The sequence below is a fragment of the Acidovorax sp. GW101-11A03 genome (assembly GCF_059424825.1).
Genome location: NZ_JBWKZU010000009.1, coordinates 37361 through 62689 on the forward strand (window position 1 = coordinate 37361; position 25329 = coordinate 62689).

Consider the following 25329-nt stretch of genomic DNA (forward strand, 5'->3'; position numbering starts at 1 on the left):
TGGCTGGCGCGAGGGAGTCCCCATCAAACGCCGCGTGAGCGATGGCGATGTACAGGACCGCCACGCTCTCCCGTACCCGGTACCCCAACCCCCATTTGGCAATTGCATACGAATTTAGAAACAGGAGCTCCAAGATGACCATCGAAATGATCGAAGCCGAAGAATTCAACCAGGGCACCCAGATCAAGGTGATCGGCGTGGGCGGCGGCGGCAGCAATGCCGTCGAGCACATGATCTCGCGCAGCGTGCAGGGCGTGGAGTTTGTCAGTGCCAACACCGACGCGCAGGCGCTCACGCGCAGCTCGGCCCACCGGGTCATCCAGCTGGGCAACAGTGGCCTGGGTGCAGGCGGCAAGCCTGAAAAGGCCCGCGATGCCGCCGAAGCCGCAGTGGAAGACATCCGCGACGCCATCTCGGGCGCGCACATGCTGTTCATCACGGCGGGCATGGGCGGTGGCACGGGCACCGGGGCAGCCCCGGTGATCGCGCGCATCGCCAAGGAAATGGGCATCCTGACCGTGGGTGTGGTCACCAAGCCGTTCGACTGGGAAGGCGGCCGCCGCATGAAGAACGCGGACGAAGGCCTGGCTGAGCTGGAAGCCAATGTGGACTCGCTGATCGTGGTGCTCAACGAGAAGCTGCTCGATGTGCTGGGCGACGACATCACCCAGGACGAGGCCTTTGCGCACGCCAACGACGTGCTCAAGAACGCCGTGGGCGGCATCGCTGAAATCATCAACGAGTACGGCCAGGTGAACGTGGACTTCGAAGACGTGCGCACCGTGATGGGCGAGCCCGGCAAGGCCATGATGGGCACGGCCACGGCCAGCGGCCCGGACCGTGCGCGCATCGCCGCCGAGCAGGCCATCGCCTGCCCGCTGCTCGAAGGCATCGACCTGTCGGGCGCCAAGGGCGTGCTGGTGCTGGTCACGGCGAGCAAGGGCAGCCTCAAGCTGTCCGAGTCGCGCCAGGCCATGAACACCATCAACGCCTATGCATCGACCGACGCACATGTGATCTTCGGTGCGGCCTACGACGAAACCCTGGGCGACGAGATCCGCGTGACCGTGGTGGCCACGGGCCTGTCCCGCGCCAATGCACGCCGCCAGCCGATCTCGGTGGTGCAGGGCGGCCTGCGCACGGGCACGGACAACATGGCCTACCAGATGCCCGTGGCGGGCGTGGGCACGATGGGCGGCACCGTGGGCGTGCAAGGTGGTCATGCAGGCAGCGCGCAGGCCGACTACGGCAGCATGTCGGTGCCCAGCGTGTGGCGCACCAACCGCACGCAGGCAGCAGCCCGCGTGGATGCCCTGTCGTCCGGCGGCATGGATGACCTGGAGATCCCGGCCTTCCTGCGCAAGCAAGCCGACTGATTGGTGGGCTGCGGCTCCGGTGCTCCCGGGGCTGAGCAAGCCTCCATCAAAAAACCCTGCCAGCTCACGCTGGCAGGGTTTTTCTTTTGGTGGCGGCGGGATGGATGCGGTGGCTGGCTTTGCGGGGGCGAAGGCACCCGCGCGGCGAAGTCACTGCTTCAGCCGTTCAATATCAGACCTTCAAAAGGATTCCCAGTCGTCGTTGTTGTCTGCCGCAGGTTTGGGGCTGCTGGCCTTGGGCGGCAGGGCCGCTGCCGGTTTGGGCGCCGAGGCTGCGGGGCGCGCTGCCGGGGCTTTGGCCAGGGCCGGGCGGGGCGCGGCGGCACGCACGGCAGGGGCGGTTGCTGGGGGCCGGGGCGCGGGGCGGCTGGCTGGAGCGGGGGCCGCCGTGCTGCCATTCACGCGGAACAGCGCCACCACCTGGGTGAGCTTCATGGCCTGCTCGCGCAGGCTGTCGGCGGCTGCAGCAGACTGCTCCACCAGCGCCGAATTCTGCTGGGTCATCTGGTCCAGCTGGTTCACGGCGGTGTTGACCTGGGCAATGCCCTGGCTCTGCTCGGAAGTGGCCGAGCGGATCTCTCCAATGATGTCCGTCACGCGTTGCACGCTGTCCACGATCTCGGTCATGGTGGCGCCTGCGTTGCCCACCAGTTGCGTGCCCGATGCGACCTTTTCCACAGACGCATCGATCAGGGCCTTGATCTCCTTGGCGGCTGCTGCGCTGCGCTGGGCCAGGCTGCGCACCTCGCTGGCGACCACCGCAAACCCGCGCCCCTGTTCGCCTGCGCGGGCGGCCTCGACGGCGGCGTTGAGCGCCAGGATGTTGGTCTGGAACGCGATGCCGTCGATCACGCCGATGATGTCGCTGATCTTGTTGCTGCTGGCGTTGATGTCCTGCATGGTGGACACCACGCGGGACACGACCTCGCCGCCCCGTGCCGCCACGGCGGCAGCGGATGTCGCCATCTGGTTGGCGGTCTGCGCCGAGTCCGAGGTCTGCTTGACGGTGCTGGTCAGCTCTTCCATGCTGCTGGCCGTGGTCTGCAGGTTGCTGGCCGTGTCTTCGGTGCGGTGGGCCAGATCGTTGTTGCCCTGGGCAATTTCGCCCGACGCCGTGGCAATGCTGTCCGTGGCAGACCGCACTTCGGTGACCAGCTTGCGCAGCGAGGTGACCATGTGGGCCAGGCCGTCGAGCATCGAGCCTGGATGGGAGGTCGGGATCTGCGCATCCAGGTTCCCTTCGGCCACTTCCTGCATGATGGCGATGGCCTCGGTGGGCTCGCCACCGATCTGGCGCAGCACCGAGCGCGACACGATCAGGCCGATGGCTCCCACCACCAGGAACACCACCACCACCAGCGCCAGGCTGGACCACAGGGCCTTTTGCAGCAGGGCATCCACGTCATCGGTGTACAGGCCCGAGCCCACCATCCAGTTCCATCCGTCCACCCGCACGATGTACTGCAGCTTGGGCACGGCCGTGGTCTGGCCGGGGCGAGCAAACATGGTGGGCACAAACGCCTTGCCATCCTTGCTGCTGCGCATGCCGTTCACAAGCAGGCCGATGATGTCCACGCCCGATCCGTCCTTGACCTTGCCCAGCATGTCCTGCCCATCCCATTCGGGCTTGAAGGGGTGCATCACCCCCACGCCTTCGGTGGTCCAGATATAGAAGTACTCGGTCTTGCCCTCGGGGCCACCGTAGCGCGCCAGGCGCAGGGCCTCCTTGGCGGCCTTCTGGGCTTCCTCCTGCGGCATGGCGCCGCTGGCAGCCTTGGCCTGGTAGGCCGCCACGATGCTGTGGGCGGACTGGACGGCCGTGGTCAGCAGGTCTTTGCGCGATTCACTGATGAGCCGGCGCTCCTGCAGCAGGGACATGATGGCCATGATCAGCAGCGCAGCAAGTGCGGTGCCGATCATGAGCATGATTTTCATTTTGAAGCTGAGCTTGCTCATGGTGTGCTTTCTCCGGTGGGGCGGCGTCTGTCGGTCTCTGTAGGCTGTCACTTTGTATTTGCAGGGTGCGCCGGGGCGCTGCCGCCAGAGGATTGTGCGGCGAAGGCCGGGCCGGGCGCAGTAGGTGAAAACGCTGCGGTAGCTCTACCTACCCGGCATGCGCGAGCGCGCAAAACCTCAGTGTGTGCGGGGCAGGGGGGCAGAAACTAAAATGCGCGGATGCTCCAGCAACGCACCCTCAAGACATTGACCCGCGCCGTCGGCGTCGGACTGCACAGCGGCCAGCGGGTCGAACTGACGCTGCGCCCGGCCCAGCCGGACACCGGCATCGTCTTCCGCCGGGTGGACCTGCCCCAGCCCGTGGACATTCCGATCCGGGCCGAGGCCGTCACGGACACGCGGCTGGCCTCCACCATCGCGGTGGGCAACGCCAAGGTGCACACGGTGGAGCACCTGATGTCGGCCTGCGCGGGCCTGGGGCTCGACAACCTGTATGTGGACATCACGGCCGAAGAAGTGCCCATCCTGGACGGGTCGTCGGCCTCCTTCGTGTTCCTGCTGCAAAGCGCCGGGGTGGAGCTGCAGAACGCCCCCAAGCGTTTTATCCGCGTCACCCAGCCCGTGGAGGTGCGCGAGGGTGAAGGCGCCAATGCCAAGTGGGCGCGCCTCACGCCGTACCACGGCTACAAGCTCAGCTTTGAAATCGACTTTGACCACCCGGCCGTGGATTCCACCGGCCAGCGTGTGGAGTTTGACCTGGGCAAGGGCAACTACAGCCGCGACATCGCCCGCGCGCGCACCTTCGGCTTCACACGCGATGTGGAAATGATGCGCTCCAACGGCCTGGCGCTGGGCGGCGGGCTGGACAACGCCATCGTGATGGACGACTACAAGGTGCTCAACAGCGACGGCCTGCGTTATGACGACGAGTTCGTGAAGCACAAGATCCTGGACGCCATGGGCGATCTGTACCTCATTGGCAAGCCCCTGCTGGCGGCCTACAGCGCGTTCCGGTCGGGACATGCCATGAACAACCTGCTGCTGCGCGAGCTGCTGGCCCAGCGCGATGCCTGGGAGGTGGTCACCTTCGAGGACGAACGCCAGGCCCCCACCGGTTTTGCGCAGCCCGTGCGCGCCTGGTAGTGCTGCGATGCTGATCTTCCGCTGGCTGGCCATGCTGCTGCTTCTGGCGGCGGCCGTGTCGTTTGCGTTTTATGCCGGTACCGGGCAGGCGCGTTACAAGCGCCTGGGGTTGGTCATCCTCAAATGGACGGTGATTGCGACCGTCTTCTTCTTTGCGGTGATCTTCATTGGCCGCCTGGCCTGATCCCCTGATGCGGGTGCATTGCCACCCCGGTTTTCCTCTGCCCTATACTCGCGCCTGCTCCGGGGTGTGCTGATGCGCTGAGATGCAAGGGTCCTGAAGGAATTCAGGCGAGCTTGCGAACCCGACGAACTTGATCCGGTTCATACCGGCGGAAGAAGAGCCGACCTCCTTGTCCCGTGCCCGCAGTTTTTGCTGGCACGCCATGCCCCAGGCGCTGCCGTACCTGGGGGGCGCACAGGTCCGTTCCGGAGCAGACCCCACCGCCACCGGAACCAGGAGACCTGCCCATGAACGCCCCCGATCCCCACGCCAAGCTCGCCGCCCCTGAAAAGTTTGCCGAGCTGCTGGCACGCACACGCGAACCCTTTCCTGCATCGCGCAAGGCCTATATCCCCGGCCAGTTGCACACCGACCTGCGTGTGCCCGTGCGCGACATCGCGCTCACCAACGGCGAGCTGGTCAGCGTGTACGACACCTCCGGCCCTTACACCGACCCTGAAGCCGTGATCGATGTGCGCCAGGGCCTGGCCAGTGTGCGCGGCGGTTGGATCACCGGCCGTGGCGACGTGGAGCACTACGAAGGCCGTGCCCCCGTGGCGCTGGACGATGGCCAGAAGAGCGAAGACGCCGCCCGCCTGGCCCAGCTGCGCGCCGAGGCTGCCGCCCTGCAGCGCAAGCCCCTGCGCGCCAAGGCCGGTGCCAACGTCACGCAGATGCACTACGCCAAGAAGGGCATCATCACCCCCGAGATGGAATACGTGGCCATCCGCGAAAACGGCAAGCGCGAATGGATGGAGCAGTACATGGCCGATGCAGGCCGTGAGCAGCGCCTGATGGGCAACCCCATGGGTGCGAGCATCCCGCGCATCATCACCCCCGAATTCGTGCGCGACGAAGTGGCCCGGGGCCGCGCCATCATCCCCGCCAACATCAACCACCCCGAGGTGGAGCCGATGGCGATTGGCCGCAACTTCCTGGTCAAGATCAACGCCAACATCGGCAACTCGGCTGTCACGTCCAGCATTGAAGAGGAAGTGGAAAAGCTCGTGTGGGCGATCCGCTGGGGTGCCGACAACGTGATGGACCTGTCCACCGGCAAAAACATCCACACCACACGCGACTGGATCGTGCGCAACTCGCCGGTGCCGATTGGCACGGTGCCGATCTACCAGGCGCTCGAAAAGGTGGGCGGCGTGGCCGAAGACCTGACCTGGGAAATCTTCCGCGACACGCTGATCGAGCAGGCCGAGCAGGGTGTGGACTACTTCACCATCCATGCTGGCGTGCGCCTGGCCTACATCCACCTCACGGCGCAGCGGCGCACGGGCATCGTCTCGCGCGGCGGCTCCATCATGGCCAAGTGGTGCATGGCACACCACCGCGAGAGCTTCCTGTATGAGCACTTCGAGGACATCTGCGACATCATGAAGGCGTACGACGTGTCGTTCAGCCTGGGCGATGGCCTGCGCCCCGGCTGCGCATCGGACGCCAATGACGAAGCGCAATTTGCCGAGCTGCACACGCTGGGCGAGCTGACCCAGGTGGCCTGGAAGCACGACGTGCAGACCATGATCGAAGGTCCCGGCCATGTGCCCATGCACATGATCCAGGCCAACATGACCGAGCAGCTCAAGACCTGCCACGAAGCACCGTTCTACACCCTGGGCCCGTTGACCATCGACATCGCACCGGGCTACGACCACATTGCGTCCGCCATCGGCGCGGCCATGATCGGCTGGATGGGCACGGCCATGCTCTGCTACGTGACGCCCAAGGAGCACCTGGGCCTGCCCGACCGTGACGATGTGAAGCAAGGCATCATTGCCTACAAGATCGCCGCGCACGCGGCCGACGTGGCCAAGGGGCACCCGGGCGCCCGCTCGCGTGACGACGCGCTGAGCCAGGCGCGCTTCGACTTCCGCTGGCAGGACCAGTTCAACCTGGGCCTGGACCCCGAGACGGCCAAGGAGTACCACGACGAAACCCTGCCCAAGGACTCGGCCAAGGTGGCGCATTTCTGCTCCATGTGCGGGCCCAAGTTCTGCTCGATGAAGATCACGCAGGAAGTGCGCGACTTTGCAAAGCAGAAGGGCGTGGCAGAGGCCGATGCGCTGGCCCAGGGCATGGAGTCCAAGGCGGCGGAGTTTCAGCGCGGCGGCGGCGAACTCTACATTCCCCTCAAGCCCGTCTGAACGGCCGGATAAGAGCGGCTACTGGCCCCGTGGTTTCCCTACAAAAGGGCCATGGGGCCGTGCTTACCCTGTGCGGCGGGGGCGGCGGCTGGGCCTATATTTCCCCCAACGTCCGGCCCAGAAGGCCGGTTGGTGGGTGTGGCACCAAATTTGCTATGCTGGGTAGTCTGTTAAAAATTGTAAGGAAGAGCCATGAATGCTCTCGGCCGCTTCTCCATCCGCACGCGTCTCTATTTCGGAACCGTCTTTTCCCTGATTCTTCTGGTCGTCATTGGTGCGATGGGTTATGTGGCCCTGGACCGCACGCGTGGCACGCTGCAGGTGCTGTTCTCCGAGCGGGTGCAGACGCTGACCGACATGTCCGAGCTGCGCACTACCCTGGGTGACCTGCGCCGGACCGAAAAAGACATCATCATCAATTTCAACAACTCGGTCGAGGTGTCTGCCCTGCGCGAGTCCTGGGCCAAGACCCTGGCTTCGCTGCGCAAGAGCCTGGCCGAGGTGCGGCAGGTGCAGTCGGGCGACGCGGCGTTTGTGGCCTCCATCGACAAGTCGCTGGACGAGATCAAGCAGTACGAAACCGGCATCTCCCCCATCTTCGAGAAGATCGAGGGTGCGCAGCTGGACGGTGCCGGCGGCGGGGCCTATGCCGACCGCCTCAAGGTGCACATGGAGGCCACCGACAAGCTGTTCTCCAGCCTGGCCAGCTCGGCCCGCACGCAGATGGACGAGGCCCGCGCGGGCGTCGAGTCGCGCACCTCCACCATGTCGGCGCTGATCGGCATCGGGCTGGTGCTGGGGCTGGCGGTGCTGATCCCGCTCACCTTCTTCAGCGTACGCTCCATCACCAAGTCGCTGGGCCAAGCCCAGGAACTGGCCGAACGCATCGCCAGCGGCGATCTGTCGCGCGATGTGGCGCCCATGAACCAGGACGAGGTGGGCCAGCTGGTGGGTGCCATGGGCCGCATGCAGGATGCGTTGCGCAGCCTGGTGCGCGAAGTGCAGGATGCTGCGGGCAACATCTCCACGGCCAGCTCCGAGATCGCCAGCGGCAACCACGACCTGAGCCACCGTACCGAGCAGACGGCCGCCAACCTCGAAGAAACCGCCTCGTCGATGGAAGTGCTGACCAGCACGGTGCAGCAAAGCGCCCAGTCGTCGCGCCAGGCGAGCGACTTCGCCTCGTCGGCCGCCGAAGTGGCCGCGCGCGGCGGCGCCGTGGTGTCGCAAGTGGTGACCACCATGGACCAGATCACCACCAGCTCGCGCAAGATTGCCGACATCACGGGCGTGATCGACTCCATCGCGTTTCAGACCAACATCCTCGCGCTCAACGCCGCCGTGGAGGCCGCACGCGCGGGTGAGCAGGGCCGCGGTTTTGCGGTGGTGGCCAGCGAAGTGCGCAACCTCGCGCAGCGCAGCGCCGAGGCGGCCAAGGAGATCAAGGGCCTGATCGGTTCGTCGGTGGAGCGGGTGGAAGACGGCTCGCGCCTGGTGAGCCAGGCGGGCCAGACCATGACCGAGATCGTGAGCAGCGTGCGCCGCGTGTCGGACATCATTGCCGAGATCACCGCCTCGTCGGCCGAGCAAAGCGACAACATCGGCCAGATCAGCCAGTCGGTCACCCAGCTTGACCAGATGACGCAGCAGAACGCGGCGCTGGTGGAGGAGTCCACGGCCGCGTCCGAATCCCTCCGAGAGCAGGCGCACCACCTGACCAATGCGGTCAGCCAGTTCAAGCTGCAGGATGGCGTGGTCTCGGCGTATGCCGCGCCCGCACCGGTGGCATCGCCCGCCCCCGCCGTGGCCCAGGTGGCCCGCCGATCAGCGCTGCGGATCCGGTAACTGCGGATTCTTCAGGCTTCTTAGGCCGTCTGCGCGCGGCCAGTATGTCTCAACTGCTATTAAATATATAGCAATTCGGTTCTGCACAGATTCCGCTTCAATCCCGCGTCACCCGCAGCACTTCTTCGCGGCTGGTGATGCCCGCTGCGATCAGGCGCTCGCCGTCCTCCCGCATCAGGGCCATGCCATCGGCCATAGCCGCAGTGCGGATGTCGGCTTCGGACGCCTGGTTGTGGATCTGTGCGCGAATGGCGTCGTTGGTCACCAGCAGCTCGAACACGCCCGTGCGGCCCGCGTAGCCCGTGTGGCCGCAGGCATCGCAGCCCGCACCGTGGCAGTGGGTGCAGTATTTGCGCACCAGCCGCTGGGCCAGCACGCCCAGCAAGGAAGACGACAGCAGGAAGGGCTCCACGCCCATGTCGGTCAGGCGCGTGACGGCGCTGGCCGCGTCGTTGGTGTGCAGCGTGGCCAGCACCAGGTGGCCGGTGAGCGAGGCCTGGATGGCGATCTGCGCGGTCTCGAAGTCGCGGATTTCGCCAATCATGATGATGTCCGGGTCCTGCCGCAGGATGGCGCGCAGGGCCTTGGCAAACGTCAGGTCGATCTTGCTGTTGACCTGCGTCTGGCCCACGCCAGGCAGCTCATATTCGATGGGGTCTTCCACCGTCATGATGTTGTTGCGCGTGGCGTCCAGGCGCCCCAGGCCCGCATACAGCGTGGTCGTCTTGCCCGAACCCGTGGGCCCGGTCACCAGGATGATGCCGTGTGGCTGGCTGATCAGCCCCTCGAAGCGCTGCAGCGTGTCACCCTGCATGCCCACGGATTCCAGGCTGAGCTTGCTTTCGCTTTTGTCCAGCAGGCGCAGCACCGCGCGTTCGCCATGGGCGCTGGGCAGGGTGGACACGCGCACGTCGATGGCGCGGGTGCCCAGGCGCAGGCTGATGCGGCCGTCTTGCGGCAGGCGTTTTTCCGAGATATCGAGGTCGGCCATGATCTTCAGGCGCGAGATCAGGGCCGCGTGCAGTGCGCGGTTGGGTTGCACCACCTCGCGCAGCGTGCCGTCCACCCGAAAGCGCACGCTCGAATGCCGCTCGTAGGGTTCGATGTGGATGTCGCTTGCGCCGTCGCGCGCCGCCTGCGTGAGCAGCGCGTTGAGCATGCGGATGATGGGCGCATCGCCCGCCGACTCCAGCAAGTCCTCGACAGCGGGCAGCTCCTGCATCATGCGCGAGAGGTCGGCATCGCTCTCGACCTCGCTGACCACCGTGGCGGCGCTCGATTCGCTGTGCGAGTAGGCCGCGCTGATGCGCTGGGCCAGGCCGGGGGCATCGAGCGGCAGCAACTGCTGCACGGGGTGCTTGCGCAGCACCTCGGACAGCGCACCCGCGTCGGGGCTCGGGCCATGCCACAGCACAAGCTGGTGGCCGTCATCCTCCAGCAGCAGCTGGGCCGTGCGGGCAAAGGCGTAGGGCAGGGGGTGGCGCATGGTCGTCGGTCTGCCTGCTTATTGCTGCGGCTGGGGCGCCACCGGGGGGGCGGGCTTGGCGGCGGGTGCGGGCAACGGCGGCAGCACGGGGGCGCCCGACACGGTGCCCATCATCAGGCTGGGTGCAGGCTGCGTGTTCTGCTGCAGTGCGCGGATGGCGTCGTAGCGGTCCACCACCAGTGCATCGCTGGTGGCGGTGTCACGCACCACAATGGGGCGCAGGAAGATCATCAGGTTGGTTTTGTTGCGCTTGCGGTTCTCGCTCTTGAACAGGTTGCCCACCACGGGCAAATCACCCATCAGGGGCACCTTGTCCTCGCCCTGCGAGTAGGTGTCCTCCAGCAGACCGCCAATCACGATGATGCTGCCGTCATCCACCAGCACGTTGGATTCGACCGAGCGTTTGCTGGTGCTGGGGCCGTTGGCATTGTTGCGCGTGGAGTCGTCAATCTTGGAGATCTCCTGGTAGATCGCCATCTTCACCGTGCCGTTCTCGCCGATCTGCGGGCGCACCTTGAGCATCAGGCCCACGTCCTTGCGCTCGACCGTGGTGAAGGGGTTCACGGTGCTGCTGCCGGTGGAGTTGGCGTAAGAGCCGGTCACAAACGGCACGTTGTTGCCGATGAGAATGCGGGCCTCTTCGTTGTCCAGCGTCATGATGTTGGGGGTGGACAGCACGTTGGCGTCGCCGCTGTTCTGCAGGAAGTTGGCCAGCGCGCCCAGGTAGTACTGGCCGTTGATGCGCGGCGCCAATGCCACGTTCATGCCCGCGCCCAGGCCGGTGGCAGCCGTGGCGATGCTGGTGGCGCTGCCGGACGCTAACGCGGCTGTCAGCCCAATGATGTTGGAGCCTGCCGCGCCAGAGTTGGTGCCGATCACGCCAATGGTGCCGTCGCCCTGCTTGCCCAGGATGCCCTGCCACTGGATGCCGAACTGTGCCACCTTGTTGGCAGCGACCTCGACGATCAGGCTCTCCACCAGCACCTGCGCGCGCCGGCCATCGAGCTTGTCGATCACGGCGCGCAGCTGGCGGTACAGCGGCTCGGGGGCCGTGATGATGAGCGAATTGGTGGTGGGGTCGGCCTGGATCTGCCCACCGGTGGAGGGCTGGTTGTTGTTGGTGGCGCTGGTGCCCATGGCGCTGCTGCCAGACCCGAGCCCGCTGTTGCTGCCGGAGCCCGACAGGCCGCTGCCCGTGGACAGCATGTTGCCGCTGCTGCCCCCGCCGCTCAGCCCCGTGCTGGGGGCCGCTGCCGGGCTGGCGCCGCCACCGGCCCCGGTGGGGCTACCCGTGCCCATGGCCGCCATGGCGGCGCGCAGGGTGGTGGCGAGCTTGGTGGCATCGGCGTTCTTGAGGTAGACCACATGGATGTTGCCGCTGGCGGCGCTGCTGCCGGGGGCGGGCGGCTGGTCCAGCCGGTCCACCAGGGCGCGCACCTGGGCCACGCGGGCCGGGTTGGCCGCGCGCAGGATGAGCGAGTTGCTGCGCGGCTCGGCGATCAGCGTGGTCTTGAACGAGGTGTCGGCCTGGCCGGGAGTGGCGGCGGGCGCACTGCCACCGTCGATCAGGCGGGCCACCAGGGGCGCCATGTCGGCGGCGATGGCGTTGCGCAGCGGAATCACTTCCACGTCGCTGGCGTTGGAGACATCCATGGCTGCCACGATGCGCGCCAGGCGCTGCAGGTTGTCGGCGTAGTCGGTGATCACCAGCGAGTTGTTGCCGGGGTTCACGTTGATGGTGTTGTTGGGGCTGATGAGTGGGCGCAGCACCGGCACCAGGTTGGCCGCGTTCTCGAAGTTGAGCTTGAAGATCTGCGTGACGATCTGCCCACCGCTGGGCGCGTTGCCGCTGCTGCCCTGCACCACGCTCACGTTGCCGCCTTGCAGCTTGGCGTCGGCCTCGGGCACCACCTTGTACAGGCCTGCGGCCTCGACCACCGTGAAGCCCTGCAGGCGCAGCGCGGCCAGGAACTGCTGGAACGCAGCCGCGGGGGTGACGGCGCGTTCGGTCACCAGGTTGAGCTGGCCTTTCACGCGCGGGTCCACCACCACGTTGCGGCCGGTGATGGTGGCCATGGTGCGCGCCACGGCCTCGATCTCGGCGTTGGCGAAGTTCAGCGTGACGGGTTCGCTCGGGCGCACGCTGCCAGTGCGGGTGTCGATCGCGGTTTGGGCAAAAATTTGGCCGCTACCGCCTGCTAGTAAAGCACTTGCAGCTATTGTTTTGAGAGCAAAACGCAGGCGTGGAGACAACAAGGAGGTCATAGATTCAACCCACGGTAATGATGGAGCGCGCGCCATTGCGCCGTCCGATGATGTTCAGAAGATTCGACAGGGCGGCCTCGCGCTCGGGGGCGGCGCTGGCCTCGCCCGCAAACCGCAGGCGTTGGCCCACCCACTGGCCCGTGCCGCTGAGCTGCAGCGCGCCGTCCAGGGTGCTGAGCGTGAGGGTCGGCGCTTCGCCGCCTTGCAGGGCCAGCCGGTAGCTGCCCATGGGGCGCAGTGTGGACAGGCGCGACGACATGGCGCGTGCATCCAGCTGCGCCTGGCCAGACAGCACCATGCGGCCCGCTGCCCAGCGCAGGGCAAGCGCCTGGGTCTGCAGGGCCAGCTGGCCCTGGGGCTGCAGCGTGTTCCAGGGGGTGCCCAGGCCCGCCAGCAGCGCGGCCGGCCACTGGCTCTGGCCGTCGGCCACCTTCAGGGTCATGCCCGCCCAGCTGGCCTGCACCCGGGCCTGCAAGGGGGCGGGGGTGCAGCAGGCGGCGTGCAGCTGCACGCGCAGGCCATCGAAGTTGGGGCGCAGCTGCCAGTCCACGCGGCCGGGCAGGGCGGCGCTGTCGCGGCTGGCGGCGCCACCGGTCAGCACCAGCTGGGCCGAGCCGGTCCAGACCGTGCCGCGCGCCTGCAGCAGCTGCACCTGCCCCTGGGTGGCGCGTGCCACGCCGTTGGCCAGCCAGTGCGCGGGCGCAAACGCGATCACGGCGGGCAGCACCCCGGCCATGGCGCCCACCAGGGCCCAGCCCCAGGCGGGGCGGGGGGCGGCGGCCGTGGCTGTGCGGCCTCGGGGGCTGCGGTGCGTGCGGGGAGATCGGTTCACTGTTGCGGGGCGGTTCAAGGGGCTCACCGGGTTCACCGGTTGGGTGCCGTGGGCAGGGCCAGCACCAGGGTGCCGTCCCAGCGGGGCATGGCCACCACGGGGCGGCCCAGGGTGACCGGGGTTTGGCCTGCGGGCGTGGCGGCGGTGGCGCTGCGGGTCAGGCGGGCCTCGACGGGGGTGGCGCGGGCATTGCTGCGAGCCTGGGCCAGCCACTGCGCCAGCGCATCGGCCGATGCGCCTTTGAGGGTGATGGTGGCGCGGTCACCCACCACATTGAGCTGGGCTGTGGTGCCCAGGCGCTGCGTGAGGGCCGCTCGCAAGGCGCCGACGGTATCGCCAGGGCTGGTGGCGGGCGCGGCCTGCAGCTGCTGGGCTTCGGCCTGCAGACTGAGCATGCGCTGCAACTGGGCGTCGAGCGCCGTGTGGCGAGCAGGGGCGGCGCGCAGGGTGGCCAGCGCCGGGGCCACGGCCACCCACCACAGCAGGGCCAGGCCCACCAGGGCGGCGGCGGCCAGCACCAGGTTCTGTTCACGGGGGGCCAGCGCGTGCCAGCGGGCTTTCAGTGCCGACTCTGGGATGGGGGGGGTCATGGGCTCACCTCGGTGCGCAGCAGCAGGCTGCCGTCATCCAGCCGCGCCCGGTAGCCCGCAGCCTGCAGGCGGGCCGAGAGCGCGCTTTCTTCGTCAGGGGCCAGCGTCACGCCGCGCAGGCGCAGCTCGCCGGGGGTGTATTCGATGCTGGTGGGCAGGCGGCCGTCGGGCAGTGCGGCCCCGGCAGCGGCGAGCAGGGGCTCCAGGTCGCGGGCCGACACGCTGCCTGCCGCCTGCCGCAGCTGGGCCAGTTCGCGCTCCATCTGCACGGGGGCATCGACCACCACCTGCACCTTGGGGAAGGTCTGGGTGAGTGCTGCCCGCACGGCGGCCTGTTTGGCGGCCAGCGCCTGGCGCTCTTGCCAGGCCCAGGCATTCAGGCCCACCAGGTGGGCCACCACCAGCAGCCCCACGCCCCAGCGCGCGGCGCGCCATTGGGGCGCGTTCAGCAGCGCGCTCAGTGCGCTGCCCGCCTTGCGCAGGGCCCGGGTGCGGCCGGTGCTGGCCAGGTCGAACTGGGCCAGGTCCCAGTCGCCCCGGGCGGCATCCAGGGCGCGCTGGCTGGCAGTGTGCAGCGCCACGCGCTGGCCCAGCGTGCGTTCAGCCAAGGCGGCCACGGCGGGTTCGGCGCGCACGGGAAGCGTGTTGCCATCTTGTTCAGCTGTGGCGCTGGCCATGGGCGCCCCCGCGCGGGCCAGTGTCAGAGCCATGGGGGTCAGGGGCAACACGGCCACGCCCTGGTCGGTGCCCTGGCCGGAGAGCACCACAAAGGCTTCTTCCGGGGTGCCCAGCGCACAGAGCTCGGGGCCGCCGCTGGCCGTGGGGCCGGGGGCAAACTCAGGCACCACGCGGGACACGCGGCGGCCTGCGGCCTCCAGTGCCTGCAGGTTCTCGCGCAGCCAGGCCCGGTCGCACACGGCCACCCACACGGGCTCGCCGCCCTGGGCCAGGCCGTGGGCGCCGGGCTGCAATGCAAAGTGCAGCTGGGTGGCATCGTCGAGCAGGCGGTCTTCGAGCAGGCCTTCGAGCACCGAGCGCAGCCGGGGTGTCTGCTGGCCCGCGCCCAGGGGCACACCGGCGGGCATCTGCACCCGCTGCCACGACAGCGCACGGGCGGGTACCACGGCCACCACCTCGCCCCCGGGGCGGGTAGGCTCGGGCAGCAGAGCGGCGGGCGCAGTGGCGTGGCGAAGGGCGGTGTGGCCGTCTGCCGTCAGCGTGTAGCTGTACTCGGTGGCGGGGCCCGGACGGACCGGCGGCAGGAAAAGGATGAGGGTGCTCATGGGCAGGTTTTGCGGGCCATTTTAGGGGGCGGACTTGACACTGGCAGCCAGTCGCTGCGCGGGTGTCGCCAATGTGCTGCAGCTCATCGCGACGGCGGCGCCGTGGCCAGGGCGTTTTCGCGGTCAGACGCGCCCCGCTCGCGCCACAGTGTGGTCACGTCGATGCCTTGTTTGCGCACCAGCGAGCGTTCGTCCACCATCGCATCGCCCAGGCGCAGGCGGCCGCGCACTTCAAAGTAGGACGAGGCCACGGCAAGGCTGCCGTCGGGGATGTCGATGCTGGCACCCACCAGGTCGCGCACCTCACTGAGGGTGCGGAAATGGCGGGCCTCGCGCGCCTGCACCATCTTCTGCGCGGTGGCGCTGTCCATCCCGTCGATGGCGGCCATCAGCACGTCGATGTCGGCGGTGTTCAGGTTGACCGGCGTGCGCACCGGCAGCAGGGTCACATGGGGGGCCAGGACGGCCACGGTGGCCGGGCTCAGGCCCAGCCACGTCAGCTGGCTGATGGTGGGGGGCAGCAGCGGCGCGGTATTGCCGTCGCTGCCCACGCCCGCCTGCGCCCGGCGCAGGCCGTCCACCAGCCGCGTGAGCTGCTGCGGGGGCAGGCCCAGGCGTTCGAACAGGCGGGTGAACTGCCGCAGCGCCACGGCCTGCACCTGCCCGCCCTCGGCCAGGTTGGTGATGTTCAGGCGGCCCTGCATGTCGGTGATCTGGCCCGACAGAAACGCCTCGGTGGTGTCGGTGCTGGCGTCATCGACCTGGCTCACGTTGTTTTCGGCGGCCAGAAAGGTGGACAGCCGGGCTTCCTCCAGCGGCACGGCCCAGGGCTCGGCCAGGTGGTCTGCGCCGCCCGAGCGCCCGTCTTCGCGCAGGATCAGGCGCGACCAGTCGAGTGCGCCAATCAGGATCCAGGTGGACTGCACCCGGCCTCGCTCGGCCGTCTCGACCTCCACCGCGCGCCACTGCTGCCACATGGCGGCGGCGGCGAACGTGGCCACCAGGGTGACGGTGAGCATGGCGGCGAGCAGCGCGGCACCGCGCGCCCTGTGCCTGTGCAATGGGCGCTGCAACAGCGAGTGCCACCGTGGAGCTGGCTTTGCAAGGCCACGGGTGGCGTCCCCTTGGGGGGATGCGGCGCAGCCGCTCAGGGGGGGACTCACGATCTGCCTCCCCCCAGCACCGGGTTGACCCAGTCGCGCGTGAGCTGGCCCGCCAGCGCCTGGCCGGGCGGCAGCGTGATCTGCAGGCGCACGCCGTCGGGGACCGCCGCCGAGCTGTCGCCCGGCGTGGTGCCGGTGCTGGACAGCGGATTGGACCAGGCGCCGCCCCGGTAATAGAAGATTTGCCAGTTTTCAAGCGGCAGCAGCGCCACTTCGTAGCGCCGTTCGGCATCACCCGGTGTGCGCGCCCATTGGGCCGCCTGCTGCCAGGCCTGTTGCCAGTCTGCGCGGGTGCGCACCGGAGGCGACTGCCAGCGCAGCCACTGGCCGCCCGTGTTGGTATTGCGGCGGGTCCAGGCCACCACCAGCGCGCCCTCGTCGGGCACGGCACTGCTGCGGCGCGTGAGGCGCAGCACCTGGCCGTCCCAGTCCAGCGGTGTGGTGTTGGCGATGGGCATCAGCGCATCCAGGTCGGTGCCCCACTGGCCCAGGGCGGCCTGCAGCACCAGCATCTCATCGGCCCGCTGGCGTGTGATCTCCTGCGCCCGCACCATGCCATCGAGCCCGCGCCAGCTCAGGATGGCCAGCAGGCTCATCACGGCAATCGCCAGCAGCAGCTCGACCAGGGTGAAGCCGCGCGGGGCCGTGCCCCCACTGCCGAGGCGCCGGCGCGAGGCCTGAGCAACTGGCGCGGCCCAGGCCAGCGGACGCCGCGCAAGGGCCGCCCCGCCGCGCTGGCGGCGTCCCCCTGCCCGCATTGCGCAGCAATGCGAGAGCGGGGGGAAGGCCCGCAGGGCCTCAGGGGGGTGTTCCATCAATACCTTCCGATGATGGTGGAGATGCGAAGGATGGAGTTCTCGCCATCCAGCACCTGGGCGTCGATGCGCCGGAAGCTCGGGTTGGGCGTGGGGCGCACGACGGTCAGCACCTGCAGCTGGCGCCCGGCCTGCTCGCAGGGCTGGGTGCTGTCGCCCACGCTGGGCATCTGGCGCGAGAGCCTTGCGCGCACCAGCTCGTTCTCGGCGCAGAGCTGGGCCAGCACGATGTCGGATTGCCGCAGCGCATTGCGCGTGAGTGCCGAGGTGGCCTGCAGGCCCGCCATGAGCGCAATGGCCACGATGGCCAGCGCCACCAGCACTTCCACCAGCGTGAAACCGCGGTGTCGGATGTGAAGGCGGTGGGCGGTCACTGCACCGCGTCCACAGAAAACGGGCGCACGCCATCGGTGGCGATGCGCAAGACCCGCTCAGGGTGCGCCTGGTGGGTGATCAGCACCTGCTGCGGACCAATCAGGGGCTCGGGCCCCAGCTGCAGCACGGCCGGGCCGCGCACGGTGGTGCCGCTGTCCAGCCACTGGTTGGGCAGCGCCGCCTGGGCGCTGGGCGGCAGGCCTTCGAACCGGAACCCCTGGGGCAGAGCGCGCCAGCGCACGGGCAGGCCCCCGGCGCGCGACTGCGCGCGTGCGGATTCGAGCAGCGCAGCCAGCCGCGCGGCCTCGCGCTCCAGCTGCGTCTGCCCGCTGTCGCGCATGGCCAGGCCCGCACCGGCGGTGGCCAGCGCGACGATGCTGAGGACCACCAGCAGCTCTAACAGGGTGAAGCCGCGTGAATGGTTCATGGGCCGGTGCGGCGCTTGGTTGCAATGGTCACGGCGTTTCTAGAAGGCGTGCGGCCGCAGCGCCGGGCCGCCCCAAGCAAGGCCCGGCCCCCTCGGGGGGCAGGGAGCGACACGCAGTGCGCGACCGTGGGGGCCATTTATTGCCAGCTGCCGATATCGGCGTCCTTGCCTTCGCCGCCCGATTGGCCGTCGGCGCCGAACGACATCACGTCGATCTCGCCCTTGATGCCGGGGTTCAGATACTGGTAAGGGCGGCCCCAGGGGTCGTTGGGCAGCTTTTCCAGGTACAGCTTCCAGTTGCCGGGCACCGGGGCGGCGCTGGGCTTGATGACCAGCGACTGCAGGCCTTGCTCGGCCGTGGGGTAGCGCTGGTTGTCCAGGCGGTAGAGCTTGAGCGCCTGCATGATGTTGGTGATGTCGGTGCGCGCGGCCGTCACGCGGGCGTCGTCGGCGCGCTCGAGCACGTTGGGCACGATCAGGGCGGCCAGCACGCCGATGATGACGAGCACCACCATCAGCTCGATGAGGGTGAAGCCCCGGGCCACGGTACGGGCCAGGCGGCGGGGGGCGGAGCGCACGAGGAGGGGGAGGGAAGTGTTCACTGCAGGCGATCTCTCGGTGGGTCGAATCGCGTGAATCATAATCGCCGCATGGTGACCAATTCGTACAGCAAATGGGGCGTCCGTCTGGGCACGCTGGGGCTCTGGGCCGTGGCCGGTGCCAGTGTGGTGTTCTGGGGGCTGCGCTTGTCGGCGCCTTCCGCCTCTGCGGTGGGTCCGGCGGTGGCGCAAGCCCCTGTGGTGCCCGATGCCCAGGCCCTGGCGCGTTTGCTGGGCGCCCAGCCGTCGGTGCCGGGCGCCGCGCCTGTGGCGCCCGTGGCCTCAGCGGCCAGCCGCTTCACGCTGATCGGGGTGCTGTCGGGGCGCAGCAGCGGCGGCGGGGCGGCCCTGATCGCGGTGGATGGCAAACCCGCCAAGCCCTTCCGTGTGGGGGCTGCGGTGGATGAGGGTCTGGTGCTGCAGGCGCTGGGCCCCCGGCAGGCACAGCTGGGCGGCCAGATGGGTGGGCCCGCCACGCTGACGCTGGACATGCCGCTCAAGAACTGAGCCCGCTTTTGAGGCCTGGCACTGGCGCCTGGTGGTGAGCCTGGGCTCAGGCCAGATCCCGCACTTCCCATTCGCCCCAGCCTGGGGCTGCCACGGGCCAGTTGTCTGGCCGGGGCATCACGCCTTCGCCATGCTGCTGCAGCCAGGCCACGCAGCGCGCCACGCCTGCGTGGGTGATCCACACGACATCAGCCCCGGCATGCTGGGCGCTCCAGTGGCGGGCCGCCTGCAGCGCCAGCGCCACCCGGCCGAGCATGTGGGACAGGGGCTCGCCGCCGCCGGGCGCGTGGTGGGCGAAGTCTTCCGTCCAGGCATCGATGTCGCCTTTGGCGAGGGTGTTCCAGGCCCGGCCCTCCCAGGCGCCAAAGTCCATTTCGCGCAGCCGGACGTCAGGAATCGGCGCCAAATCGGGCCTTTCCGCTCTCAGGGATTGCCCCAGCTGCTCACATCTTTGTAGCGTTGAGCAAAACACCCCTGGCGCTGGGGGCAGGGCGGCGGCCAGGCGCCGCGCGGCGGCCTGGGTGGCGGCCGGGTCGGCGGGCATATCCAGCGCGCCATAGCAGGTGCCCGGGGCCACCTGGGGGGCGGCATGGCGCACCAGCCACAGGCGGGCGCCCGGTGCGTGGGGCGTCATGCCCAGCGCAGGGCGAGCGCCGCGCCCAGGTAGAAGCCGATTTCGCTCACCTGCTGGGTGGCGCCCAGGCAATCGCCGGTAAAGCCCTGCAGGCGCCGTGCAAACCAGTGTGCCATCCACGCGGCGGCTGCTGCGCTCAATGTGACGGATGCTATTAAGAAGATAGCTGATTGGGCATGCCAGACAAGCGCTAGCGGCACAAAACACCATGCAACGGCTGTGGCGAGGGCGCCGCTCGAGATCTGGTCGGCCAGCGGTTTGCTTTTGGAGCGTGCCGTGTCGCCCACATGCGGCAGGCTGCGCACGATGAACAGCGGCCACAGCCGCGACAGCACATGCGCGCCGACCAGGGCCGACAACGCGACGGCCAGGCTGTGCGCACCCAGCAATGCGAGCAGGCTGAGTTTGGACAACAGGGCCAGCACCAGCGCCATGGCGCCGAAGGCTCCGATGCGCGAGTCTTTCATGATGTCGAGCGCACGTTCGCGCTGGGCGCTGCCGCCCAGGCCGTCGGCCACGTCGGCCAGGCCGTCTTCATGGAAACCGCCTGTCATGAGCACGGTGGCCACGGTGCTGAGCACGGCGGCCACGGCCGGGGCAAAGGAGTTGGGGGCCAGCGCCCAGTGCAGGCCGCCATACACCCCCGCCGCCAGCAGGGCCGCGAGCCAGCCGATGCCGGGGAAGTGCGCGGCGCTGGCGCGCAGCATGGCGGGGCTGTAGCCCACCCAGTCCGCCAACCGCCCGGTGACGGGAATGCGGGTGAAGAACTGCACGGCCAGCAGGTAGTGGCGCAGGGCTTGCATGGCGTGCGGTAGGTGGGTTGGGGTTTGCTTCTGTTTTGATAGCTATCAACGCCCTTGTATCAGGCGGTGACGACCATTTTGAGCATTATTTTGAGCGCAGGAACAGCCGGTAGGCCGGGTTGAGCGTCTCTTCCACATAGGGGTAGCCCAGCGTGGCCAGGAAGGCGTCGAAGGTGGCGGTGTCTTCGGGTGGCACCTGCATGCCCACGAGGATGCGGCCGTAGTCTGCGCCCTGGTTGCGGTAGTGGAACAGGCTGATGTTCCAGGTGGGTTGCATCAGGCTCAGGAACTTGAGGAGCGCGCCGGGCCGTTCGGGGAAGGTGAAGCGCATCAGGCGTTCGTCCTGCGCCAGCGCCGAGTGGCCGCCCACGAGGTGGCGCAGATGTTCCTTGGCCAGTTCGTCGTGCGTCAGGTCCAGCGCTTCGAAGCCGTGGCGGCCGAAGTTCTTGGCGATCTTTTCCGATTCGCCCTTGCCATTGGTCGTCAGGCCCACAAACACATGTGCCTGGGCGGCATCGCTGATGCGGTAGTTGAACTCGGTCACATTGCGCGGGCCACCGGGCAGGCCGCCCACCACCTCGCAAAAGCGGCGGAAGCTGCCGCGCTCTTCGGGGATGGTGACGGCGAACAGGGCTTCGCGCTCTTCGCCCACCTCGGCGCGTTCCGCCACAAAGCGCAGGCGGTCGAAGTTCATGTTGGCGCCGCAGAGGATGGCGGCGTAGGTCTCGCCCTTGGTTTTGTTCTTGGCCACATATTGTTTGATGGCGGCCACGGCCAAGGCGCCTGCGGGCTCGACGATGCTGCGCGTGTCCACAAAGATGTCCTTGATGGCGGCACAGACGGCGTCGGTGTCCACCGTCACGAATTCATCCACCAGGCCCTGGGCCACGCGAAAGGTTTCCTCGCCCACCAGCTTGACGGCCGTGCCGTCGGAGAACAGGCCCACGTCGGGCAGCGTGACGCGCTGGTGGGCGTTGACGGACTGGATCATCGCGTCCGAGTCGTTCATCTGCACGCCGATCACCTTGATCTCGGGCCGCACGGCCTTGATGTAGTTGGCCACGCCGGACACCAGGCCGCCGCCTCCTATGGCGACGAACACCGCGTCGAGCTGGTTGCTGCCCAGGCTTTGCAGTTGGCGCAGGATTTCCATGGCGATGGTGCCCTGGCCCGCGATGACCAGCGGGTCGTCAAAGGGGTGCACAAAGGTCAGGCCCTGTTCCTTCTGCAGGCGGGCGGCGTGGTCGTAGGCGTCGGAATAGCTCTCGCCGTGCAGCACCACATCGCCACCCAGGGTTTTGACGGCATCCACCTTGAGCTGGGGCGTGGTGGTGGGCATGACAACCACGGCGCGCGTGCCCAGCTTGTGGGCGCTCATGGCCACGCCCTGGGCATGGTTGCCGGCCGAGGCGCAGATCACGCCGCGCTGGAGCTGCTCAGACGTGAGGTGCGCCATCTTGTTGTAGGCGCCGCGCAGCTTGAAGCTGAACACGGGCTGCTGGTCCTCACGTTTCAAAAGCACCTTGTTGTGCAGGCGGCGGCTGAGGCTCTTGGCGGGTTCCAGGGCCGACTCCACCGCCACGTCGTACACGCGGGCGGTCAGGATCTTCTTGAGGTAGTCGGCGGGGGTGAGGTTCTGGGTCATGGCAGGGCAGGTGGGGCCGCCACGGGGCAGCGGCGGGGCCCACATCATAGGGGGTCGTTTTTCGTGGGCCGATTTGCCGGCGGGGCCCGCCACACGACCGGTTCAGCCAAAAAAAAGCCCCGGGCCGTGAGGCCTGGGGCTAATCCATCCTTTGAGGAGATGGAGGAGACAATCGGTGCAGGGCAAGTGCCGGGTTCCGGGCTTCTTGCCGTCTGCCGCTTCTTTTCCGTTCGAAAGCGGCAGCGCTTGGGCGAAGTTTAGCGCGAGTCTTGTTGCGATGCAGCAAAATTCGCATCAAATTCTTTTCGTTTCGGTTTTCCGTGCGAAAAAAACCACGTGTCACACAGGAGAAACACAAATGGAATGCACAGTCAGTTGGACCGGCGGAGCGGGCACCCGCTCGGGCATGGGGTTTGTAGCCGAAACCGGCAGCGGCCATGTTTTGGCCATGGACGGCGCCCCGGATGCGGCCAACCCTGCCAATGGCGGGCAGAACCTGGCGCCCCGGCCCATGGAAACCGTGCTGGCGGGCACGGGCGGCTGCACGGCCTATGACGTGGTGCTGATCCTCAAGCGCGGCCGCCATGATGTGCGTGGCTGCAGCGTCAAGCTGACCACCGAGCGCGCCCAGGCCGACCCCAAGGTGTTTACCAAGATCCACATGCACTTCACAGTGACCGGCAAGGGCATTCCGGCGGCGGCCGTGGAGCGCGCCATTGCCATGAGCCACGACAAATACTGCTCGGCCAGCATCATGCTGGGGAAAACGGCGGACATCACCACCGGGTTCGAGGTGCTGGAGGCCTGAGGCCTGCCGGGGCGGTGAAGTCCCGGAAGCTGCTGCTCAGAGGTAATGGGCGGTGGTGGTCATGACCTTGGCCGCCGCCTTCATGGCCAGGCGCGCCGGCGCGGGCAGTTCCAGCGCGCCGGATGCACGGGCCTGTGCGGCGTGTCGTTCCTCGTCGTCTTTCATGCGTGCCACCACAGCCCGGGAGGCGAGGTCCCGCACAGGAAGCCGGTCCAGGTGACTTTGCAGGTGGGCGGCCACCTGGTTTTCCGTTTCCACCACAAACCCCAGGCTGGCCCGGTCACTGACTTTGGCCGCCGCCAGGCCCAGGGCAAATGCGCCCGCAAACCACAGGGGGTTGAGCAGGCTGGGCCTGGCTTCGAGTGCGTCCAGCCGCTGCCGGGTCCAGGCCAGATGGTCGGTTTCTTCGCGCGCCGCCTCTTGCAGGTGCGCGCGCAAGGCGGGGTCACGGGTCACGGCGGCCTGTGCGGTGTAAAGCGCCTGTGCGCACACCTCGCCCACGTGGTTCACGCGCATCAGGGCGCCGGCAAGCCGCTTTTCTGCGGGCTCCAGCGCGGCTTCTGCCATACCGTGGGCGGGCGTCTTTTCGGCCGCACGGGGTGAGGCAAAAAGGGTGCGCAGCGCGCTGTCTGCAGCTGTAAAAAAAGCGTCCATGGAGAGCTTGGGGTGCGAAGGTGTGTCGAAACACAAATTGCACCTTGATACAAAAAATCAATGTGCGGGGCACGGGAGTTGCATGGCCAAAGGCGATTCTGCCCCCATGCACTGGAATGTTGCAACACTGCAACGGAATTTCCCTTTCGGGGCGATTGTGGGTGAATTCCTTTGCGAAACCCGGCCGGGTCTGGTGCAATAAGAGCAACTTCCCCACCAGGAGGTTGGCCCGGGAAACCGGCGGGACTGTGCAGGTGCTTTCACCATAGACCCCCCGTACCGGAGCCCGATGTTTAACCTTGGAGTAACTCGCAATGAAAAAATCCCTGATTGCCCTGGCTGTGCTGGCTGCTTCCGGCGCTGCAATGGCTCAATCTTCCGTGACCCTGTTCGGCGTGGTTGACGCAACCTATGCCTACGGTTCCGGCAGCGTCTCTAACAAGTCGCAACTGACGAACTCCGGCTACAACAGCAGCCGTCTGGGTTTCCGTGGCGTTGAAGATCTGGGTGGCGGTCTGTCCGCTTCGTTCTGGCTCGAAGCTGGCGTGAACAACGACAACGGCACCGGCGGCGTTACCAACACCAACAACCAAGCAGCTACCAGCACCGGCGGCGGCCTGACTTTCAACCGTCGTTCGACGGTCAGCCTGAACGGCGGCTTCGGTGAAGTGCGTCTGGGCCGTGATTACACCCCCCAATTCTGGAACCTGACCGTGTTCGATCCGTTCGGCACGAACGGCGTGGGCACGACCCAAACCCTGAACTCCAGCCTGGGTGGCCCTACCACCGTTCGCGCTTCGAACGCTATTGGCTACTTCCTGCCTGGCAACCTGGGCGGCTTCTACGGTCAAGCCCAGTACTACATGGGTGAGAACAACAGCGGCACGCCTAACAAGAAGGACGGCAACGGCCTGGCTCTGCGCGCTGGCTATGCCAACGGCCCTATCAACGCCGCTATCGCCTTCTCCGAAACCAAGTTCCTGACTGGCAACATCAAGTCCTGGAACCTGGGTGGTCAGTACGATCTGGGCGTGGCCAAGATCATGGCTCACTACAGCAACGACGACATCAAGAACGGCAACGAAGGCACTGGCTTCCTGATCGGTGGTCTGATCCCCGTGGGCGCTGGCGAAGTTCGTCTGGCTTACTCCACGTACAAGATCGACACCGTGGGTGCTGATCCCCGTTCGAACAAGATCGCTCTGGGCTACGTGCACAACCTGTCCAAGCGCACCGCTCTGTACACCACGTTCGCTCGCGTGAGCAACAAGAACGGCGCTGCTCAAGCTCTGAACGGTTCCGTGACTGCTGCAAACCGCAACTCGACCGGTTACGACTTCGGTATCCGTCACAGCTTCTAATATCTACGCTGGCTTATGCCAGTGGTCGATACAAAAGCGAAAAAGCCGCCTTCGGGCGGCTTTTTTTTGCTTGTGCGGATCCTGCGATTGGGGTTGCTGGTTTTGGGTATTGTTTATTTACGGTGACCGACGTGTGAATCGCTGTTGGGTGTGGCGCTGCTAATGCTGTGTGATGAATTCTGATGGTGTGGAGGTGGTAGTTCCTCGATCCCTGCTGTTTGGGTTTGTAGATGGTGCAGAGCGCTGGAGGCAAGGTTGGGAAAGCTCTGGTGCTTCGAGCGCCACATGAGGGATGTTGGTCCTGTGTTGCTGCGGGTTGTGGTCCCTTGTAACCCTATTTCAGCTGCAATCTCTTTGGGGTAAAGGATGTCAGCCGATTGGCACCA

At 67.3% G+C, this 25329-nt stretch carries 23 protein-coding genes and 1 riboswitch; of the genes, 8 read left to right on the forward strand and 15 right to left on the reverse strand.

The window, feature by feature from the left end; genetic code table 11:
- The first annotated feature begins 134 nt into the window (after positions 1–134).
- Complete coding sequence (ftsZ, locus tag AC07Z7_RS06195; RefSeq protein WP_494765686.1) at positions 135–1376, forward strand: cell division protein FtsZ; 1242 nt, start codon at positions 135–137, stop codon at positions 1374–1376.
- A gap of 180 nt (positions 1377–1556) precedes the next feature.
- On the opposite strand, the gene AC07Z7_RS06200 is transcribed toward ftsZ, so the two are convergent.
- On the reverse strand, positions 1557–3332 hold the full coding sequence (locus AC07Z7_RS06200; RefSeq protein WP_494765687.1) for a methyl-accepting chemotaxis protein: 1776 nt from the start codon (positions 3330–3332) through the stop codon (positions 1557–1559).
- Positions 3333–3551: 219 nt separating this feature from the next.
- Between AC07Z7_RS06200 and lpxC the strand changes: the two genes are divergently transcribed.
- The 4 genes from lpxC (at position 3552) to AC07Z7_RS06220 (ending at position 8696) form a co-directional block, all read left to right on the forward strand.
- Positions 3552–4475: a UDP-3-O-acyl-N-acetylglucosamine deacetylase gene (lpxC, locus tag AC07Z7_RS06205; RefSeq protein ID WP_494765688.1), complete on the forward strand. Its 924-nt coding sequence runs from the start codon at positions 3552–3554 to the stop codon at positions 4473–4475.
- A 7-nt stretch (positions 4476–4482) separates the two neighbouring features.
- Positions 4483–4659, forward strand: a complete 177-nt coding sequence (locus AC07Z7_RS06210) for a hypothetical protein (protein WP_165773891.1) — start codon at positions 4483–4485, stop codon at positions 4657–4659.
- A 50-nt stretch (positions 4660–4709) separates the two neighbouring features.
- Positions 4710–4833: riboswitch (TPP riboswitch) on the forward strand.
- Between the two features lie 113 nt (positions 4834–4946).
- Positions 4947–6851, forward strand: a complete 1905-nt coding sequence (thiC, locus tag AC07Z7_RS06215) for a phosphomethylpyrimidine synthase ThiC (RefSeq protein WP_494765689.1) — start codon at positions 4947–4949, stop codon at positions 6849–6851.
- Between the two features lie 192 nt (positions 6852–7043).
- Complete coding sequence (locus tag AC07Z7_RS06220; protein WP_494765690.1) at positions 7044–8696, forward strand: methyl-accepting chemotaxis protein; 1653 nt, start codon at positions 7044–7046, stop codon at positions 8694–8696.
- 97 nt (positions 8697–8793) lie between these two features.
- On the opposite strand, the gene AC07Z7_RS06225 is transcribed toward AC07Z7_RS06220, so the two are convergent.
- The 10 genes from AC07Z7_RS06225 to gspG form a co-directional block, all read right to left on the reverse strand.
- A complete protein-coding gene (locus tag AC07Z7_RS06225; RefSeq protein WP_494765691.1) occupies positions 8794–10182 on the reverse strand; it encodes a GspE/PulE family protein in 1389 nt (462 codons plus the stop codon).
- 18 nt (positions 10183–10200) lie between these two features.
- Positions 10201–12447 (reverse strand): type II secretion system secretin GspD, encoded by a 2247-nt coding sequence (gspD, locus tag AC07Z7_RS06230; protein ID WP_494765692.1) that lies wholly within the window; start codon positions 12445–12447, stop codon positions 10201–10203.
- Positions 12448–12451: 4 nt separating this feature from the next.
- Positions 12452–13183: a type II secretion system protein N gene (gene gspN, locus AC07Z7_RS06235; RefSeq protein WP_494765717.1), complete on the reverse strand. Its 732-nt coding sequence runs from the start codon at positions 13181–13183 to the stop codon at positions 12452–12454.
- A gap of 128 nt (positions 13184–13311) precedes the next feature.
- The gene (locus AC07Z7_RS06240) at positions 13312–13869 is read right to left on the reverse strand and encodes a type II secretion system protein M (RefSeq protein ID WP_494765693.1); all 558 of its coding nucleotides are present in this window, start codon (positions 13867–13869) and stop codon (positions 13312–13314) included.
- Positions 13866–15152, reverse strand: coding sequence for a type II secretion system protein GspL (gene gspL / locus AC07Z7_RS06245; protein ID WP_494765694.1), 1287 nt, complete (start codon positions 15150–15152; stop codon positions 13866–13868). Before gspL ends, AC07Z7_RS06240 begins: the two co-directional genes overlap by 4 nt.
- A gap of 83 nt (positions 15153–15235) precedes the next feature.
- Complete coding sequence (gspK, locus tag AC07Z7_RS06250; RefSeq protein ID WP_494765695.1) at positions 15236–16213, reverse strand: type II secretion system minor pseudopilin GspK; 978 nt, start codon at positions 16211–16213, stop codon at positions 15236–15238.
- 98 nt (positions 16214–16311) lie between these two features.
- Entirely contained in the window at positions 16312–17130 is an 819-nt protein-coding gene (locus AC07Z7_RS06255) for a PulJ/GspJ family protein (RefSeq protein WP_205734083.1), read from the reverse strand.
- The gene (gene gspI, locus AC07Z7_RS06260) at positions 17130–17504 is read right to left on the reverse strand and encodes a type II secretion system minor pseudopilin GspI (RefSeq protein WP_252659216.1); all 375 of its coding nucleotides are present in this window, start codon (positions 17502–17504) and stop codon (positions 17130–17132) included. Before gspI ends, AC07Z7_RS06255 begins: the two co-directional genes overlap by 1 nt.
- Positions 17501–17932, reverse strand: coding sequence for a prepilin-type N-terminal cleavage/methylation domain-containing protein (locus tag AC07Z7_RS06265; protein ID WP_494765696.1), 432 nt, complete (start codon positions 17930–17932; stop codon positions 17501–17503). Before AC07Z7_RS06265 ends, gspI begins: the two co-directional genes overlap by 4 nt.
- A 137-nt stretch (positions 17933–18069) precedes the next feature.
- A complete protein-coding gene (gspG, locus tag AC07Z7_RS06270) occupies positions 18070–18510 on the reverse strand; it encodes a type II secretion system major pseudopilin GspG (protein WP_094286345.1) in 441 nt (146 codons plus the stop codon).
- A 72-nt stretch (positions 18511–18582) separates the two neighbouring features.
- Between gspG and AC07Z7_RS06275 the strand changes: the two genes are divergently transcribed.
- On the forward strand, positions 18583–19038 hold the full coding sequence (locus AC07Z7_RS06275) for a type II secretion system protein N (RefSeq protein ID WP_494765697.1): 456 nt from the start codon (positions 18583–18585) through the stop codon (positions 19036–19038).
- Positions 19039–19084: 46 nt separating this feature from the next.
- On the opposite strand, the gene AC07Z7_RS06280 is transcribed toward AC07Z7_RS06275, so the two are convergent.
- The 3 genes from AC07Z7_RS06280 to ilvA form a co-directional block, all read right to left on the reverse strand.
- Complete coding sequence (locus tag AC07Z7_RS06280) at positions 19085–19672, reverse strand: histidine phosphatase family protein (RefSeq protein ID WP_494765698.1); 588 nt, start codon at positions 19670–19672, stop codon at positions 19085–19087.
- On the reverse strand, positions 19669–20475 hold the full coding sequence (locus AC07Z7_RS06285; RefSeq protein ID WP_494765699.1) for an adenosylcobinamide-GDP ribazoletransferase: 807 nt from the start codon (positions 20473–20475) through the stop codon (positions 19669–19671). Before AC07Z7_RS06285 ends, AC07Z7_RS06280 begins: the two co-directional genes overlap by 4 nt.
- A gap of 85 nt (positions 20476–20560) precedes the next feature.
- Positions 20561–22120, reverse strand: coding sequence for a threonine ammonia-lyase, biosynthetic (gene ilvA, locus AC07Z7_RS06290; protein WP_494765700.1), 1560 nt, complete (start codon positions 22118–22120; stop codon positions 20561–20563).
- Positions 22121–22478: 358 nt separating this feature from the next.
- On the opposite strand from ilvA, the gene AC07Z7_RS06295 reads away from it, so the two are divergent.
- Complete coding sequence (locus AC07Z7_RS06295; RefSeq protein WP_494765701.1) at positions 22479–22928, forward strand: OsmC family protein; 450 nt, start codon at positions 22479–22481, stop codon at positions 22926–22928.
- Positions 22929–22964: 36 nt separating this feature from the next.
- Here the strand turns inward: AC07Z7_RS06295 and coq7 are convergent, their stop codons facing one another.
- Positions 22965–23582, reverse strand: a complete 618-nt coding sequence (gene coq7 / locus AC07Z7_RS06300) for a 2-polyprenyl-3-methyl-6-methoxy-1,4-benzoquinone monooxygenase (protein ID WP_494765702.1) — start codon at positions 23580–23582, stop codon at positions 22965–22967.
- 314 nt (positions 23583–23896) lie between these two features.
- On the opposite strand from coq7, the gene AC07Z7_RS06305 reads away from it, so the two are divergent.
- Entirely contained in the window at positions 23897–24943 is a 1047-nt protein-coding gene (locus tag AC07Z7_RS06305; protein ID WP_094286357.1) for a porin, read from the forward strand.
- Positions 24944–25329: the final 386 nt, after the last annotated feature.

Bases quoted from the DNA above. Each gene is read 5' to 3' on its own strand.
- AC07Z7_RS06265 (WP_494765696.1), bottom strand. From the start codon at position 17,932: ATGAACCATTCACGCGGCTTCACCCTGTTAGAGCTGCTGGTGGTCCTC.
- ftsZ (WP_494765686.1), top strand. From the start codon at position 135: ATGACCATCGAAATGATCGAAGCCGAAGAATTCAACCAGGGCACCCAG.
- gspN (WP_494765717.1), bottom strand. From the start codon at position 13,183: ATGGCCGGGGTGCTGCCCGCCGTGATCGCGTTTGCGCCCGCGCACTGG.
- AC07Z7_RS06305 (WP_094286357.1), top strand. From the start codon at position 23,897: ATGAAAAAATCCCTGATTGCCCTGGCTGTGCTGGCTGCTTCCGGCGCT.
- coq7 (WP_494765702.1), bottom strand. From the start codon at position 23,582: ATGGACGCTTTTTTTACAGCTGCAGACAGCGCGCTGCGCACCCTTTTT.
- AC07Z7_RS06295 (WP_494765701.1), top strand. From the start codon at position 22,479: ATGGAATGCACAGTCAGTTGGACCGGCGGAGCGGGCACCCGCTCGGGC.
- AC07Z7_RS06210 (WP_165773891.1), top strand. From the start codon at position 4,483: ATGCTGATCTTCCGCTGGCTGGCCATGCTGCTGCTTCTGGCGGCGGCC.
- gspL (WP_494765694.1), bottom strand. From the start codon at position 15,152: ATGAGCACCCTCATCCTTTTCCTGCCGCCGGTCCGTCCGGGCCCCGCC.
- thiC (WP_494765689.1), top strand. From the start codon at position 4,947: ATGAACGCCCCCGATCCCCACGCCAAGCTCGCCGCCCCTGAAAAGTTT.
- AC07Z7_RS06275 (WP_494765697.1), top strand. From the start codon at position 18,583: ATGGTGACCAATTCGTACAGCAAATGGGGCGTCCGTCTGGGCACGCTG.
- AC07Z7_RS06255 (WP_205734083.1), bottom strand. From the start codon at position 17,130: ATGGAACACCCCCCTGAGGCCCTGCGGGCCTTCCCCCCGCTCTCGCAT.
- AC07Z7_RS06285 (WP_494765699.1), bottom strand. From the start codon at position 20,475: ATGCAAGCCCTGCGCCACTACCTGCTGGCCGTGCAGTTCTTCACCCGC.
- ilvA (WP_494765700.1), bottom strand. From the start codon at position 22,120: ATGACCCAGAACCTCACCCCCGCCGACTACCTCAAGAAGATCCTGACC.
- AC07Z7_RS06220 (WP_494765690.1), top strand. From the start codon at position 7,044: ATGAATGCTCTCGGCCGCTTCTCCATCCGCACGCGTCTCTATTTCGGA.
- AC07Z7_RS06200 (WP_494765687.1), bottom strand. From the start codon at position 3,332: ATGAGCAAGCTCAGCTTCAAAATGAAAATCATGCTCATGATCGGCACC.
- AC07Z7_RS06240 (WP_494765693.1), bottom strand. From the start codon at position 13,869: ATGACCCCCCCCATCCCAGAGTCGGCACTGAAAGCCCGCTGGCACGCG.
- AC07Z7_RS06280 (WP_494765698.1), bottom strand. From the start codon at position 19,672: ATGACGCCCCACGCACCGGGCGCCCGCCTGTGGCTGGTGCGCCATGCC.
- lpxC (WP_494765688.1), top strand. From the start codon at position 3,552: ATGCTCCAGCAACGCACCCTCAAGACATTGACCCGCGCCGTCGGCGTC.
- AC07Z7_RS06225 (WP_494765691.1), bottom strand. From the start codon at position 10,182: ATGCGCCACCCCCTGCCCTACGCCTTTGCCCGCACGGCCCAGCTGCTG.
- gspD (WP_494765692.1), bottom strand. From the start codon at position 12,447: ATGACCTCCTTGTTGTCTCCACGCCTGCGTTTTGCTCTCAAAACAATA.